13 protein-coding genes are annotated in these 16138 nt (G+C 64.6%); 6 read left to right on the top strand and 7 right to left on the bottom strand.

Annotated elements, in window-relative coordinates:
- Positions 1 to 138: 138 nt before the first annotated feature.
- Positions 139 to 1620: a M20/M25/M40 family metallo-hydrolase gene (locus HGK27_RS01825; RefSeq protein WP_206238260.1), complete on the bottom strand. Its 1482-nt coding sequence runs from the start codon at positions 1618 to 1620 to the stop codon at positions 139 to 141.
- A gap of 114 nt (positions 1621 to 1734) precedes the next feature.
- On the opposite strand from HGK27_RS01825, the gene gyrB reads away from it, so the two are divergent.
- The 3 genes from gyrB to HGK27_RS01810 all read left to right on the top strand — a co-directional run bounded on the left by gyrB (position 1735) and on the right by HGK27_RS01810 (position 6030).
- Entirely contained in the window at positions 1735 to 4287 is a 2553-nt protein-coding gene (gyrB, locus tag HGK27_RS01820; protein ID WP_206242697.1) for a DNA topoisomerase (ATP-hydrolyzing) subunit B, read from the top strand.
- Between the two features lie 190 nt (positions 4288 to 4477).
- Positions 4478 to 5503: an alpha/beta fold hydrolase gene (locus HGK27_RS01815; RefSeq protein WP_206238258.1), complete on the top strand. Its 1026-nt coding sequence runs from the start codon at positions 4478 to 4480 to the stop codon at positions 5501 to 5503.
- Positions 5500 to 6030, top strand: a complete 531-nt coding sequence (locus HGK27_RS01810) for a cytochrome P460 family protein (protein WP_206238257.1) — start codon at positions 5500 to 5502, stop codon at positions 6028 to 6030. The genes HGK27_RS01815 and HGK27_RS01810 overlap by 4 nt, the downstream gene beginning before the upstream one ends.
- A 416-nt stretch (positions 6031 to 6446) precedes the next feature.
- Here the strand turns inward: HGK27_RS01810 and HGK27_RS01805 are convergent, their stop codons facing one another.
- From HGK27_RS01805 to HGK27_RS01790, 4 genes are all read right to left on the bottom strand, one after another.
- Positions 6447 to 6647: a hypothetical protein gene (locus HGK27_RS01805; RefSeq protein WP_206238255.1), complete on the bottom strand. Its 201-nt coding sequence runs from the start codon at positions 6645 to 6647 to the stop codon at positions 6447 to 6449.
- 244 nt (positions 6648 to 6891) lie between these two features.
- Positions 6892 to 7671, bottom strand: coding sequence for an alpha/beta fold hydrolase (locus HGK27_RS01800; protein WP_206238253.1), 780 nt, complete (start codon positions 7669 to 7671; stop codon positions 6892 to 6894).
- A gap of 11 nt (positions 7672 to 7682) precedes the next feature.
- The gene (locus tag HGK27_RS01795) at positions 7683 to 8060 is read right to left on the bottom strand and encodes an Ohr family peroxiredoxin (protein ID WP_407674579.1); all 378 of its coding nucleotides are present in this window, start codon (positions 8058 to 8060) and stop codon (positions 7683 to 7685) included.
- A 60-nt stretch (positions 8061 to 8120) separates the two neighbouring features.
- On the bottom strand, positions 8121 to 9425 hold the full coding sequence (locus HGK27_RS01790) for an epoxide hydrolase family protein (RefSeq protein WP_206238252.1): 1305 nt from the start codon (positions 9423 to 9425) through the stop codon (positions 8121 to 8123).
- 175 nt (positions 9426 to 9600) lie between these two features.
- On the opposite strand from HGK27_RS01790, the gene HGK27_RS01785 reads away from it, so the two are divergent.
- Positions 9601 to 10701, top strand: coding sequence for a redoxin domain-containing protein (locus tag HGK27_RS01785; protein ID WP_206238249.1), 1101 nt, complete (start codon positions 9601 to 9603; stop codon positions 10699 to 10701).
- A 210-nt stretch (positions 10702 to 10911) separates the two neighbouring features.
- Positions 10912 to 11118, top strand: coding sequence for a hypothetical protein (locus HGK27_RS01780; protein WP_206242695.1), 207 nt, complete (start codon positions 10912 to 10914; stop codon positions 11116 to 11118).
- Between the two features lie 32 nt (positions 11119 to 11150).
- Here the strand turns inward: HGK27_RS01780 and HGK27_RS01775 are convergent, their stop codons facing one another.
- Positions 11151 to 12206, bottom strand: coding sequence for a class I SAM-dependent methyltransferase (locus tag HGK27_RS01775; protein ID WP_241126779.1), 1056 nt, complete (start codon positions 12204 to 12206; stop codon positions 11151 to 11153).
- A 13-nt stretch (positions 12207 to 12219) separates the two neighbouring features.
- A complete protein-coding gene (gene lgt, locus HGK27_RS01770) occupies positions 12220 to 13128 on the bottom strand; it encodes a prolipoprotein diacylglyceryl transferase (protein ID WP_241126777.1) in 909 nt (302 codons plus the stop codon).
- Between the two features lie 185 nt (positions 13129 to 13313).
- Here lgt and HGK27_RS01765 point away from each other — a divergent pair, with 185 nt between their 5' ends.
- Positions 13314 to 16058 carry a [protein-PII] uridylyltransferase gene (locus HGK27_RS01765; protein WP_206238246.1) on the top strand — a complete coding sequence of 915 codons (2745 nt, stop codon included), beginning with the start codon at positions 13314 to 13316 and terminating at the stop codon, positions 16056 to 16058.
- Positions 16059 to 16138: the final 80 nt, after the last annotated feature.

The following is a 16138-nucleotide window of genomic DNA, read 5'->3' as shown; positions in this document are numbered from 1 at the left end:
CCCTTGCCCTCGCGCTCGGCACCAGCGGTCTGATGTTCGCCGCCACGCTCGCCTAACCAGCTGCGATGCGGCGGCCACTCAGCCGCCTGACCCAAGAGCCGCCCGCCGCAAGGCAGGGCGGCTCTTCGCTTTTAGGCATTAATGATTCGCGTAATCCTTGACCAGATCGCTCAGGAAATCGCGCCCGATATAGACCGAGGCCACGCTGCGCCGCTCATTGAGCCCATGCGTGCCATTGCCATCAGGATCGCCAAAGCCGCCCGGCGGGCCGTAAGAAGGAATCCCCACGGCTTCCAGAAAGATGCCATCGGTCGCGCCGGTCGACATGGTGGGCACCAGCGGCACGCCGGGGAAATATTGCGCGCTCAGGCGCTCCACGGGCCCAAGGATCTGCGGGGTGAGCGGCGGAGCTTTCGCCACGGGACCGCGCATCTTTTCCATGGTGATGGTCAGGCGCGGGTCGGCCATGATCTCTTTCAGCTTTTCCTGCACCGATTCGACGCTGATGCCCGGGAACACGCGGCAGTTGATGTTGGCCGTGGCTTTCTGAGGCAGCGCATTGTTGGCATGGCCGCCCTCTACCAGCGTGCCGACGCAAGTGGTGCGCAGCATCGAATGGAACGAACGATCCGTGTTGAGCGTCGCCTCGGCGGCCTTCGATTCGGGGCTGCCGATCGGCGCGCTGGCGATGGTGCGCATCGCCGCGCCCATCGCGTCGCTGCGGCTGGCGCCCAGCTTGCCGAAATAGGCCTTGGTGGTGTCGGAGAGCATCAGCGGGAATTCGTAATCGCGCACCTTCAGCAAGGCCTCGGCGATCTCGTAAATCGCATTGTCGCGGATGGGGATTGAGGAATGGCCGCCCGGATTGGTGGCGGTAATCTGGTAATTGATCGCGAATTTCTCGCCGACATGCAGCGATTGCTGGACGATGTTGCCATGCCCGTCGGTGCGCCCGCCGCCGCCTTCATTCAGAGCGAATTCGGCATCGATCAGATCGCGCTTGTTGTTGGCCAGCCAATTGGCGCCATTGAAGGCCCAGCTGGTTTCCTCGCCGCAGGTCAGCGCCATTTTGACGGTGCGCTTGGGCGTGTAGCCCGCCTTCTTCCAGCGTGAGAGCAGATCGATCCAGGTGGCATCCATCGCCTTCATGTCGGAGGTGCCACGACCATAGAAATAGCCGTTTTCCTCGATCAGCGTGTAGGGATCGCGGGTCCAGTCCTCACGCTTGGCGACCACCACATCGAGATGGCCCAACAGAAGGATCGGCTTGAGGGTCTTCGAACTGCCCGGCAGCACCGCAACGATCCCGCCCTCCTTGGGGTGATCCGGCACGGCAAAGCGGGTGATCTGGGCGTCGGTGAAACCGGCGGCGCGCAGATGCGCCTCCACCTTGTCGGCCAGAAGCGTGCAACTGCCGGTGGTGATCGAGCTGTCGGTCTCCACCAGCTCCTTGTAGAGCGCGCGGAACGCCAGTTGATCGGGGCGCGTGCCCTTGCCGATCTCCACCGCCTGCGCCGAAAGCCCCCCATTGCCTGCTACGCCCACCGGCGCCGCATGCGCGCCCGTGGCCATCACCCCGCACGCCACCGCGCCGGTCAAAACCTGCCGCAACCGCTTCATATCCGTCCCCTTGCTGCACTTTTGCGCCAATTTGTTGTGGATGGCCGATCGCCCGCGCGCGCGATAGTGGCAAAACGCCTTTCCCCCGCCCGCCACAATGCCTATTAGGCGATGATGAGCAGCAATCCCGAGAACACCCAGCCCGTCCCCGCCCAGACCCCGAACACCAACGCTTATGGTGCGGATTCGATCAAGGTCCTCAAGGGTCTGGACGCGGTGAGAAAGCGCCCCGGCATGTACATCGGTGACACCGATGACGGTTCGGGCCTGCACCACATGGTGTTCGAAGTCTCCGACAATGCCATCGACGAAGCGCTGGCCGGTCACTGCGATCTGGTCCTGATCGAGCTGAACCCTGATGGCTCGGTTTCGGTGGAAGACAATGGCCGCGGCATCCCGACCGGCATCCATGCCGAGGAAGGCGTTTCGGCGGCAGAGGTCATCATGACCCAGCTGCACGCGGGCGGCAAGTTCGAGAACACCAGCGACGACAACGCCTATAAGGTTTCGGGCGGTCTGCACGGCGTGGGCGTCTCGGTGGTGAACGCGCTGTCGGAATGGCTGGAGCTGACCATCTGGCGCGACGGCAAGCAGCACTGGATGAAGTTCGCCAATGGCGATGCCGTGGCCCCGCTGGAAATCACCGGCGACGCCCCCATTGCCGAGCGTGGCGGTCGCAAGGGCCAGCCCAAGAAGGGCACCCGCGTCACCTTCCTCGCCAGCGACGAGACCTTCAAGAACGTACTGGTCTATGATTTCGACAAGCTGGAGCATCGCTACCGCGAGCTGGCCTTCCTGAACAGCGGCGTGCGCATCCTGCTGCGCGACCTGCGCGGCGAAGAGCCCAAAGAGCATGACCTCTATTATGAGGGCGGCATCGGCGCTTTCGTGCGCTTCCTCGACCGCAACAAGCAGGCGCTGATCCCCGATCCCATCGCCATCACCAGCGAGAAGGACGGCATCGGCATCGACGTGGCGCTGGAATGGAACGATTCCTATTACGAAAACGTGTTGTGCTTCACCAACAACATCCCGCAGCGCGATGGCGGCACCCATCTGGCCGCCTTCCGCGCCGCGCTGACGCGTACCCTCAACGGCTACGCCGAGCGTTCGGGCCTTTTGAAGAAGGAAAAGGTCTCGCTTTCGGGTGAGGATATGCGTGAAGGCCTGACCGCCATCGTCTCGGTCAAGCTGCCCGATCCCAAATTCTCCTCGCAGACCAAGGACAAGCTGGTTTCGTCGGAAGTGCGCCAGCCGCTCGAAGCGCTGATGGCCGACAAGATGAGCGAATGGCTGGAGGAAAACCCCGCCCACGCCAAGACCGTCATCCAGAAGGTGATCGACGCCGCCGCCGCCCGCGAAGCCGCCAAGCGCGCCCGCGAGCTGACCCGCCGCAAGGGCGTGATGGACATCGCTTCCCTCCCCGGCAAGCTGGCCGATTGCCAGGAGCGTGATCCTTCGAAATGCGAACTCTTCCTGGTCGAGGGTGACTCGGCAGGCGGCTCGGCCAAGCAGGGCCGCGATCGCCATTATCAGGCGATCCTGCCGCTCAAGGGCAAGATCCTGAACGTGGAGCGCGCACGTTTTGACCGCATCATCAGCTCCAAGGAAGTCGGCACGCTGATTCAGGCGATGGGCACCGGCATCCGCGACGAGTTCAACCTCGAAAAGCTGCGCTACCACAAGATCGTCATCATGACCGACGCCGACGTCGACGGCGCGCATATCCGCACCCTGCTGCTGACCTTCTTCCACCGCCAGATGCCCGACATCATCCGCGCCGGGCACCTCTTCATCGCCCAGCCGCCGCTCTACAAGGTGACCAAGGGCCGCAGCGAGGTCTACCTCAAAGATGCCGCCGCCTATGACCGCTATCTGATCGAGGCGGGCATCAACGGTCGCGTGCTGGAAGCCAGCGGCGGCGCGCGCAGCGGCCCCGATCTGGTCGAGCTGGTCGAACACGCCAGCCGCATGCGCAACCTGATGGCCTTCGCCCCGCGCCGCTACAACGCCGCCGTGATCGAGGCCTTAGCTCTGGGCGGCGCGCTTGAGCATGACCTCACCCCGGCAGAACGCAGCGAGGCCCTGCAAAAGGTCGCAGGCATCCTCAACATGGGCGACCGCGAGGCGAAATGGACCGCCGAGCTGACGGAAGACGGCCATGTCGAAATCCGCCGCCTGTGGCGCGGCGTGACCGACTACCACAAGATCGACGCCCACTTCCTGATCAGCGCCGAAGCCCGCAAGCTGGCCAAGCTGGCCGCCGAACAGGCCGATGCCTATGGCAGCCCGGCCCGTCTGGTGCGCACCACCGCCGCCTCCGCCGAACCCGAGCCCGAGGCCAATGAGGACGAAGAGGCACCCGCCCGCGTCCGCCCCGTCTCCGGCGACGATGCCATCACCCGCCCCAGCCAGCTGCTGGATGCGGTGCTGGAGGCCGGCCGCAAGGGTCTGTCGATCTCGCGCTACAAAGGTCTGGGCGAGATGAATGCCGAACAGCTCTGGGAAACCACGCTGGACCCCAACCACCGCGTGCTGCTGCAGGTGAAGGTGGAAGACGCCGACGTGACGGACGAAATCTTCACCCGCCTGATGGGCGACGTTGTGGAGCCGCGCCGCGACTTCATTCAGGAAAACGCCCTGAACGTGGCCAATCTGGACGTTTAATCACCAATTTTCAGCAGCCAACACGCTGCCGAAACGAACATTGCAACGCGCATCGGGGGCTGCCTCCGATGCGCGTTTTGCTATGCTGCGCCCGCACCGTCTCACACCGCATCACAGGGCCTAACACCCGCCTCACACGGAAAGCGCTATCAAGGGGTCATACCAAACACCCACCCCAGGGAGATCACCCATGTCGAACAAGCCTCTTGGTATCGCCGACCTGCCCCGCCGCGATTTCCTGCGCTTTGCCGGGATCGCCGCCGCAGCCACCACCACGCTGGCCGCCGGCGCCATCCCTGCCCGCGCCGCCGCTGCCGTGCCCGCCATCAAGCAGATCAACGCCGGCGTGCTGAACATCGGCTATCTGGAGTATGGCCCCGCCTCGGGCGCGCCGGTGCTGCTGTTCCATGGCTGGCCCTATGACATCCACGCCTTTGCCGAGGTTGCCCCGCTGCTCGCCGCCAAGGGTCACCGCGTGATCGTGCCTCATCTGCGCGGCCATGGCACCACGCTGTTCCGCTCGGAGTCCACCATGCGCAACGCCCAGCAGGCCGCTGTGGCTGCCGATGGCATCGCGCTGATGGATGCCATCGGCATCGCCAAGGCGGTGGTGGCAGGCTTCGACTGGGGCGGGCGCACCGCCGACATCATGGCCGTCCTCTGGCCGGAACGCTGCAAGGCGCTGGTCTCGGTCAGCGGCTATCTGATCGGCAGCCCGGCGGGCAACGCCAAGCCCCTGCCCCCCGCCGCCGAGCTGCAATGGTGGTATCAGTTCTACTTCGCCACCGAGCGCGGCCAGCTGGGCTACGCCGCCAACACCAAGGCCTTCAACAAGCAGATCTGGCATCAGGCCTCGCCCGACTGGCACTTCGACGATGCCACCTACGACCGCTCGGCAGCATCCTTCAACAACCCCGATCATGTGGCCATCGTGATCCACAACTACCGCTGGCGCCTCGGCCTGGCGCAAGGCGAGAGCCAGTATGACGCCATGGAGGCCAAACTCGCCGCCGCTCCGCCGGTGACGATCCCCGCCATCACCATGGAAGGCGACCGCAACGGCGCCCCTCACCCCGCGCCCGAAGCCTATCGCGCCAAGTTCACCGGCGCCTACGAACATCGCACCATCACCGGCGGCATCGGCCACAACCTGCCGCAAGAAGCGCCGCAAGCCTTCGCGCAAGCCGTGCTGGATGTCAGCGGGAGGGCCGCATGATGCGCGGCGGGTTTCTGGCGCTCGCCACGCTGGCTCTCGGGGCCTCCGCCGTTTCCGCCGCAACGCATGAGCGGGTGCCATCGACCTTGGAGGCCTCCCCTGTTTACGGCGTCACCCTGCCCAAGGGTTACCGCCACTGGACGCTGATCAGCGTGGCTCAGGAAAACGGCAAGAACAACGATATCCGCGCCATCCTCGGCAATGATATCGCGGTGAAGGCCTATCGCTCGGGCAAGCGCCCCTTCCCCGATGGCGCTGTGATCGTGCGTGTGGCGTGGCACTATCAGTCCTCGCCGCGCAACGATGCGTTTTTCCCCTCACCCCAGTCCTTCGTGGCAGGCGCGCCGACCAATGTTCAGGTCAGCGTGAAGGATTCCAAGCGCTTCGCTGCCAGCGGAGGCTGGGGCTATGGTCAGTTCGAGAAAGGCGTGGCCAATCAGGATGTGAAGCTGATGCAGTCCTGCTTCACCTGCCACAACAAGCTGGAGAAGAGCGAGGATCTGGTTTTCACAGCCTGGGCGCCCTGATTTCTCTGTTTTTGGATGGTGTTGGAACCCGGTGGCGCTTTGGCGTTGCCGGGTTTTTCAGGTTTGGAAGAGAAGAGACATGCGAGGGTGTTACACCCTCGCGCTCCCATGAATGTCTACTTTGCGCATCGGGTTCGGCCTTGAGGCAGGTCGCTGCGCCGCAGGTTTTCACATTCGCAGCGCGGTCTGGCGCTCAACAGATTCACTGCCTGCGGCGCCTTATTTATGGCGCAATGGATTCGAAAATGGCCGTTGTCCGAGGTGCTGCGATTGCCTACAACTGTTCCATGGATCGGGCCTCTGCCATCACAGCACTGCAATCTGAAGGCTTCTACGTCTTTGGGCACATATGGTCGCTTGGGGATAGCATCGGGATTGCAGCCTCACCAATCCAACTTGGAGACAGCCAAGCCTTTCTAGATATTATATACATCTAACCGGTTGACGACGACTTCTGGAGCATCGCCGACAGCGCCGCTCCGCTTTCCACCCTCGAACCGGCAAAACTCTCTCTTGAAGAAGCCGTAAAAGCGGCTGTTACGACGATGCAAGCCAAAATAGCCATAACGCAAGGCAACCGCATCAGCTGACACAGGTGGAGAGCCAAGATGCTCCATTTCGGCGCCCCTGCTGCCTCGTCGGAAGACGTTATGGGAGCACAGGGGCCCGGAGCATTTCTCGCAAGAAATGCGACCAACAAAGACTCCCCCTCGCATCTTCTACGTCCCCCTTCCCAACCCCAAACGAACTCAAGCCCGACAACGACTGAGCGTTGCCGGGCTTGAGCGTGAAGCACCGGAGGGGGCGGGACGTGCCCCCAAGGGGAGGGAGGGAACACCGGCACCGCACATTCTGTCTGGGTTATTCCGCCTTGGCAGCCTTCTCGATCAGACCTGCGACCTCCATGGCATGGGAAACCATCACCACATGCGAGGCCCCCTTCACCACCACCGTCTGGCGGGACTGGGCGCGCTCGGCCATGAAGGCCATGGCGGCGGGAGGGATGTTGCGGTCGGCGTCGCCATAGATGAACCAAGATGGCGTATGCTTCCATGCCGGAGCGGTCTCGGGCTCCCCCAGAGCGGCCTCGGCGATGGGGCGCTGACCTGCGGCCATCAGGCGAGCCGACGCAAGCGGCACATCCGCCGCGAATTGGGCGGGGAAGAGGTTTTGCTGAATATAGAGGTCGTTACCACCGCTGCTCAGCTTCACCGGAGGTGCCAGCGTCGGGCCCAGCGTGCTGCCGGGGAACTTGCCGGTGAGGCCGATGGCGGTCTCGCCCGCTTCGGGGGCAAAGGCGGAGACATAGACCAGCGCCTTCACGTTGGCTGCCCCCTCCGCGGCCTCGCTGATCACCGAGCCGCCATAGGAATGGCCAACCAGCACCACGGGACCAGCGACGCTTTTCACCACATCGGCCACAACATCGGCATCGGCGCGCACACCGCGCAGATTGTTGGGGGCCGCGATCACACGGTAGCCGTCATGCTCCAGCACGGTGATCACGCCGTTCCAGCTGGCGCTATCGGCAAAGGCACCATGGACCAGCACCACAGTCGGTTTCACAGGCTGAGCCTGCGCAACCGAGGCCATCATCCCGGCGGCGAGCATCAGCCCGCCGCGCATCATCATCTTCTTCATGATCTTACCTTTCAGGCCAGCGTGACAATGGCGTCGATGTTGCCCTTGATCGCCTTGGAATAGGGGCAGGTGCGGTGGGCGGCCTCGATGATCTGGCGTGCCACATCTTCGGCAAGGCCGGGGACATGGACCGTCAGGCGCGCGGCCAGCGAGAAACCGTCATCGCCATGGCGCAACTCAACCTGCGCATCGATGGCGAGGGTTTCAGGCAGGGTCACGCCCTTGGCCTTGGCGGCCAGCCCCATCGCACCCTCGAAACAGGCCGACCAGCCAGCAGCGAACAGTTGCTCGGGGTTGGTGCCCGCGCCGGGGCCGCCGGGGGTGGACAGCTTGATGTCCAGACGGCCATCGCTGCTCTTGGCATGGCCCCTCGCGGGCGCCGGTGACATGGACATTGGCGGTGTAGAGCGTCTTGGTATCGGACATGGTTGTTCTCCTTGGAATGGGGTTCAGCGCAGAGGGCGGAAAGCGTTGCGCACTTCCTGAGCGAAGAGCGCGGGTTGTTCCCAGGCGGCGAAATGGCCGCCGTCACTGGCTTCGTTGAAGTAGTAGAGGTTCTTGTAGCAGCGCTCGGCCCAGCTTTTGGGGGCGCGGAAGATCTCGCCGGGGAAGACGCTGACGGCGACGGGCATGTCGATGATGCCGCGCGCGTTGAAATTGTTGGTATGGTCTTCCCAATAGATCCGCGCGGCAGAAGCCCCGGTCCTGGTCAGCCAGTAGAGCGAGATATCATCGAGGATCGCATCGCGGCCCAGCACCTTCTCAGGCTGGCCGTTGCTGTAGGTCCATTGCGCGATCTTCTCATACATCCACGCCGCCATGCCGACGGGCGAGTCCACCAGCGAATAGCCGATGGTCTGGGGCCGCGTGTTCATCATCGCGGCATAGGCGGAATTGTCGCGGTAGAAGGCAGCAAGTTGATCGAAAGCCCCCCGCTCCTTGGGCGACAGATCAGCCGGAGCCGCATCGCCAGCGGCCAGCGTGCGGGCAATGTCGGCAGGCACCACGGCGGGCATATTGAGGTGAATGCCCAGCAACCCCGGCACATGCTGCAAGGCCATGCGCTGCGAAATCACCGAGCCGCAATCGCCGCCCTGGCTGACGAACCGATCATACCCCAGCCGCAGCATCAGCGCCGACCACGCCCGACCGATATGGTCCGAACCCCAGCCCACCACCTTGGGCTTCTCCGAAAAGCCGAAGCCGGGGATCGAGGGGATCACCACATGAAAGGCATCCTCGGCCTTGCCACCATGGGCAACAGGGTCCGTCAGCGGGCCGATCACCTTCATGAACTCCAGCACCGAGCCCGGCCAGCCATGAGTCAGGATCAGCGGCATGGCCTTCTCATGGCGTGAGCGGACATGGATGAAATGGATGTCCAGCCCGTCGATCTGCGTCATGAACATCGGCAGGGCGTTCAGCTGCGCCTCCACCTTGCGCCAGTCATAAGCGCCGGCCCAATAGGCCATCAGCGGCTGCAAGGTCTCGCGGCGCACGCCCTGGCTGTCATCGGTGGCAGGCTCGGGATCGGCCCAGCGGGTTTCGGCGATGCGGCGCTTCATCGCGGTGATGTCGGCCTGAGGGATCGCCACCTTGAAAGAGCGGATCGCCGTGCTGCCGGTGGCGCCGCTGGCAAGGCCCGGCAGAGCGCCCAAGGCCCCGGCCAGAGATGCGCCGACCGCGAATTGGCGGCGCGAAAGGTTCAATGCATTCCCCACTGTTCGTCTCCTCGATTGGATGACGGCCAGCATAGACAAGCCCCTGAAAGACGCCCGTTAGGTGGAGTGAGTTGGTGTTAGCTGCGCAAAGCAGCCCTCTCGCAAGCTAACACCGCCGGGCGCCACCTAACGGGCGGATCGCGGCGGGAAGCCTAAGATGCAACCAACGCCAAGCGGATCGATCGCTTGCCTGTTTCGGAGACACATCATGGCCCAGCCCCGCTCCTCACGCCCCCGCTCTCTCGGCTTTATCGCCAGCGCCCTCATCGCCGGTGGCCTGATCACCGCCGCCTGCTGCGTGGAGGCGCTGACGCCCGCTTACGCCAGCCCCGTGCCCATCGGCGCCACCGCCCGCCCCATCGATGTGCTGAGCGATGCCGGGCCATGGCTCACCGATGTGCCGGGCGGGGTGCATGCCTTGCGCGGCAAGGTGGTGGTGGTCAATTTCTGGACCTACAGCTGCATCAACTCGCTGCGCGCCCTGCCCTATCTGAAGGCTTGGAATCAGCGCTACAAGGACAAGGGTCTGGTGGTGGTGGGCGTCCACGCCCCCGAATTCCAGTTCGAGCATGATGCCGCCAAGGCCCGCCTCGCCTTCCGCCAACTCGGCGTGACCTATCCCAACCTGCAGGACAACAGCTACGCCACCTGGCAGCAATTCGCCAATGAGGGCTGGCCCAGCCTCTACTTCATCGACGCCAAGGGCCATATGCAGGGCTACCACATCGGCGAAGGCAATTATGCCCAGAGCGAAGCGCTGATCCGCAAGCTGCTGACCGAGGCCGGGCAGGATCTGTCCAGCGTGCCCACCCCGCCCATCACCGGCAAGGGCATCGAGGCGGAGGCCGACTGGGCGCAACTGGGCTCACCCGAAGCCTATCTGGGCTATGACAAGGCCGAAGGCTTCCGCTCGCCCGGCGGCCCCTCGCGCAACCGGGCCAAGCTCTATGAACCCGCCGCCGATCTGGAGCGCGGCACCTGGGATCTGACCGGCAGCTGGACCATCGGTTCGGAGTATATCACCCCCGCCAGCCCCGCCGCCTTGCTGCGCTACCGCTTCCATGCGCGCGACGCTCATCTGGTGCTGGGCGGCGCGGCGGATGGCCAGCCCGTGCGCTTCCGCGTCACCATCGATGGCAAGGCCCCCGGCGCCGACCACGGCACCGATGTCGACGCCAATGGCTGGGGCGAAGTGCGCGAAGACCGGCTTTATCAATTGGTCCGCCAGAGCGGCACCATCGCCGATCACACCGTCTCGATCAGCTTCGAGAAGCCCGGCATCCGCGCCTATGTCTTCACCTTCGGCTAATCCGGGATGCAATTCCTGCCCGAATACCTATATGATCGGGCAGGGCGCAGATGCGCAGGATCGCATGCGCAAAGGATTGAAGAGATGAGTGAAGACAAGAAACCCGAAGCACCTCACCCCGATTACACCTCGGTGGAGGCCTATGTCGGCGCGGCGGAACCGCATGTGAAGGCCACCGTGGCCAACATCCCCTGGGATCAGCCCGCCACGATGATCGATCTGGAAGGCCGCACGCCGATCATCGGCTTGATCCGCGAATGCGCGCTGCATTTCTCGCTCTACAAGCCGCATGCGCGGGAGCAGGCGCGTATCCTGCTCACCGTCCCCGTCCATCGCGAGGGCCGCAAGACCCGAACCTGGATTCTGGAACCGGGCGAGATCGCCGCTCTGGCCCAGAGACTGGCCGAAGAGGGCTAAGTCATTGCCGCGCCGGGTGGAAACACCCGGCGCTAGGCCGCGAAACCGGCACCCGAAGGCCAGTCTTTCCCGGCCAGCCCCAGCACCTTGAACAGCGTACCCATCTGCTCGGGCGCCACCAGCCGTTCGAGCGCCCCGGCGATCTCCCCGGCCCGCGCGGGCGAGGCCTTGGCCAGCGCCCCGGCCCGCTGCGCAATCCCCAGAGCGCCCAGAAAAGCCCCCTGCCCCACAGGTCCTGCCACCTGAGCGCCCGACGCCTGCGCGGCAGCCACGGCGGCGGAAAAATCCACCAGAGTGGTCAGATCCGCCTCGCCCGGCGTGGCGAAAGGATCGGCGGCGGCATGGCCCTTCAAGGCCTGAAGCGTCGAACCGGTCTGAGGCGCGGTGTAGCCATAATCAACCACCAGCCCCGCTCCGCCCTGCGCCGCCAGCAGCCGGGCCACTTCACCCATCACCACGCTGGCGGCGGGGGCGATCTCGACAATGGTCTGGGCATCAGCCTCGCGGAAGGCCTCGGGCACGGCGAGGTCCAGCGGCATGGTGCCCGCCATCGGCACGAAGCGGTCATCCTGCAGGCCCACCATCCGCTCGCGCCAGCCCTGCGGCGTTTTCACGATCTGGCGCACCGGCAGCGCATCGAGGAATTCATTGGCGACGATCAGCAGCGGGCGGTCTTCGGGCAGGCTGCCCAGATCGTCATGCCACTGCGCATCGGGCTCGGCGCGGGCCTGAGCCGCGCGCATGGTGGCCGAGGTCTCGACAAAATGGACGCTGCCCGCCCAGCCGAAACGGCGCAAGACCCGCAGCGCATCGCGGGCCAGCGTGCCGCGCCCCGGCCCCAGCTCGACATAAGCGGCATCCACCGGGCTGCCGGCGCGCGACCACACATCGGCCAACCACACGCCGACCATCTCGCCAAACATCTGGCTGATTTCGGGCGCGGTGGTGAAATCGCCATCCGCGCCCAAGGGATCGCGGCTGCCGTAATAATGGGCATTGGCCTGCCCCATCCACAGCGTCAGGCTGATCGGCCCCTGCAGGGCGATCAGCCGCGCGAGACTCTGCTCCAGTGTCATCTCACCAAACATCAGACGGCCTTCATCAGGCCACCACAGGCGCGCCCGCAGCCGAGCCCAGCGCCGGGCGGCGCAAAGCCCGCACCACCAGCACCACACCCAGCACGATCATCGGCACGCAGAGCCACTGGCCCATCGACATGCCGGTGGCATGGGCAAAATCCTCAAGCTGCTTGTCGGGCTCGCGGAAATATTCGACGCAGAAACGCGCCACGCCATAGCCGCCCACGAAGATGCCGCTCAGCAGGCCGGGGCGCCAGCGCGCGCCGCTCTTCCAGAACAGCGGGATCAGGATCAGCGCCAGCACCAGGCCTTCCAGTGCCGCCTCGTAAAGCTGGCTGGGATGGCGCGGCAGCGGGCCGCCATCGGGGAAGACCATCGCCCAGGCTACATCCGGCGTGGTGACACGGCCCCACAGCTCGCCATTGATGAAGTTGGCGCAGCGCCCGAAAAACAGGCCGATCGGCGCGCAGGGGGCGATATAATCGCTCACCCGCAGGAAGCTGAGCCCATTGGCACGGCACACCCAGGCAATGGCCACGATCACGCCGGTGAGGCCTCCATGGAAGCTCATGCCGCCATCCCACAACCGCACCAGCAGCACCGGGCTGGTCAGCATCGCATGGTCATAGAACAGCGCATAACCCAGGCGACCGCCCAGAATGATGCCGATGGTGCACCAGAAGAACAGATCGTCGGCATGGCGCTGCGCCAGCGGAGCGCCGCCCGTGCGCAACTCGCGCGTGAGATGCCAATAGCCGAAGAGGATGCCCGCCAGATAGGCCAGCGAATAATAGCGCAGCGTGAAGCCGAAATGGGTGGTCAGCGGCCCCAGTTCGATGCCGCGCTTCAGATGCAGATCGACCCATTGCAGGGGCTGATGAACGGCGCTGCCTGCGGTGGTCACGGCATCCAGTACAAGATCAAGCGTCATGGAAATCGAAAATCCGCCTCTGTCCGGGGCCATAGGGTATAACGGGATCAACCCGCTTCGCCGCGCCTTTTGGCATAGAGGAAGGCGCGATGATAGGTGGTTCCGCGCTAAGGGCCTGCTCGCTCACCGCTTCTTCATGCGATGGCGCTATGCTGGCCGCTCGCAACAGGATAAGAGCCGCGTTCATGAACGACCTGCGCATCCCCAACCAGCGTGCCGTGATCGACCGGCGGGCGCTGACCGCCGCCATCGATGCGGAGGTGGCCGCCAAGCCGCCTGCCGGCCAGCGGATGAAAGTGGTGGAAGCCCTGCGCGCCGCTCTGGCCCATGGCCGCGCGGAAATCGCCCGCAGGCTGGAGGAACGCCCCGCCGCCGGCCATGATGCGGCGGCGGCACAGGCCTTTCTGGTCGATCAGCTGCTGCGGGTGATCCACGATCACGTCGTCAACAATGTCTACCCGTCAGGCCATCGTTCCAGCGGCGAAAGGCTGACGATCATGGCCGTGGGCGGCTATGGGCGCGGCGAAATGGCGCCGCATTCGGACGTCGACATCGCCTTTCTCACCCCCTCCAAGCAGACCCACTGGTGCGAGCAGGTGATCGAGGCCATGCTCTATTTCCTGTGGGATCTGGGGCTGAAGGTCGGCCATTCCAGCCGCAGTCTGGATGATATGGTCCGCATGGCCAAATCGGACATCACCATCTGCACCGCCCTGCTGGAGGGCCGCTATGTCTGGGGCGATCAGGAACTGTTCGAGGAAGCGCGCCGCCGCTTCTTCGCCGAGGTGGTGGCGGGCACGGAACGCCAGTTCGTCACCGAAAAGCTGATCGAGCGCAACGAGCGCCACAAAAGGCTCGGCGATTCGCGCTATGTGGTTGAGCCCAATGTGAAAGAGGGCAAGGGGGGCCTGCGCGACCTGCACACGCTCTACTGGATCGGCAAATACATCCACAAGGTGCGCTCTGTGGCGGAACTGGTCGATGTCGGCCTGCTGACGCCCAAGGAATATCGCGATTTCCGCCGGGCGGAAAACTTCTTCTGGGCGGTGCGCTGCCACCTGCATCAGCTGACCAACCGCGCCGAAGACCGCCTGACCTTCGACCTGCAGCGCGCCGTGGCCGAGCGCATGAACTTCGCCGACCGCCCGGGAAAAAGCGCCGTCGAACGTTTCATGCAGTATTTCTTCCTGCAGGCCAAACAGGTCGGCAGCCTGACCGGCGTCTTCCTCGCCCAGTTGGAAGAGCAAAGCGCCAAGAAGCAGCGCAAGGGCCTGTTCGCGGGTTTCCGTGGGCGGCCCAAGACCGTGAAGGGCTTCAAGGTCGCCTCCAGCCGGATTGCCGCGCCGGACGATGGCTGGTTCGCGGCTGATCCCGTCCGCATGCTGGAAATCTTCGCCATCGCGGACGAACAGGGGCTGGAAATCCACCCCGAGACCATGCGCCTGCTCACCCGCGACTGCCGCATGATCGATGCGGCGGTGCGCAAGGACCCCAAGGCCAACGAGCTGTTCCTCGGCGTGCTGACCAGCAAGCGCGACCCCGAAACCGTGCTGCGCTGGATGAATGAGGCGGGCGTCTTCGGCCGCTTCGTACCCGAGTTTGGCCGCGTCAACGCCCAGATGCAGTTCGATATGTACCACCACTATACGGTGGACGAGCACACCATCCGCGCCATCGGCCTGCTGGTGCGCATCGAAAAGGGCGAGCTGGCAAAGGACCACCCCCTTGCCACGCTGCTGCTGGGCAAGATCCACTCACGCCGCGCGCTGTTCTGCGCCGTGCTGATGCATGACATCGCCAAGGGGCGCGGCGGCGACCATTCCATCCTGGGCGCCGAGATCGCCAAGCGCCTCTGCCCGCGCTTCGGCCTGACGGAAGAGGAAACCGCGTTGGTCAGCTGGCTGGTGCGCCAGCATCTCATCATGAGCGCCACCGCCTTCAAGCGCGATCTGGCCGACTGGAAGACCATCACCGATTTCGTCTCGGTGGTGCAGTCGCTTGAACGCCTGCGCCAGCTCACGCTGCTGACCATCGTGGACATTCGCGCCGTGGGCCCCGGCGTGTGGAACAGCTGGAAGCGCCAGCTGCTGGCCGAGCTTTACAATGCCGCCGAGGAGCGCCTGCGCCTCGGCCACGTCCAGAGCCACCGCGCCGAGCGCATCGAGGCCAAGAAGCAGGCCGTCGCGGCCCGCATGGACGACAATGGCGCGCTGGTCGAGCGCATGGGCAAGCTGATGGCCGACGCCTACTGGATCGCCGAAAGCGAGGACGTCATCGCCCTCAATCTGGCGCAACTGGATCAGGCGGCGGGCGAGCCGCTCTCCATCACCACCACCTATGATGCCGCGCGCGGCGCCACGCTGGTGATGGTGATCGCCGCCGACCACCCCGGCCTGTTCTACCGCATCGCCGGGGGTATCCATCTGGCGGGCGGCAACATCATCGACGCCCGCATTCACACGGCCAAGAACGGCACCGCCGTCGACAACTTCCTGGTGCAGGACCCGCTAGGCCGCCCCTTCTCGGAAGAAGCGCAATTCGCGCGCCTGAAAACGATGATCGGCGACGCTTTGGCGAACCGCGTGCCGCTGGTGCCGCAGCTGGCCGCCCGCCCCCTCGCCCGGCCCCGCGCAGAAGCCTTTGAGGTCCGCCCGCGCGTGGAGTTCGACAATGATGCGTCGAACCGGTTCACTGTGGTGGAAATTTCCGCCCGTGATCGGCCCGCATTGCTGAACCGTTTGGCGCGCGCTCTGTTCGAGGCGCGGCTGATCGTGCATTCCGCCCACATCGCCACCTATGGTGAGCGAGCTATCGATACGTTCTATGTGACGGATTTGTTCGCGGGGAAGATCGATACCGCCAGCCGCTTGAAGTCGATCGAGAAAAGGTTGCTGGAAGCAGCCAGTGAAGATGTGCCGGAAGTAGCATAAGAAGGATAGATGCGAGGGGGTTACCCCCTCGCGCTCCCATGAATGTCTACGTTGTGCACGACCTATCGGTTCGGTGCGGG

The sequence above is a fragment of the Novosphingobium terrae genome, from assembly GCF_017163935.1.
GTDB classification, from domain to species: Bacteria; Pseudomonadota; Alphaproteobacteria; order Sphingomonadales; family Sphingomonadaceae; genus Novosphingobium; species Novosphingobium terrae.
This window is presented reverse-complemented; position numbering and strand designations above follow the sequence as displayed.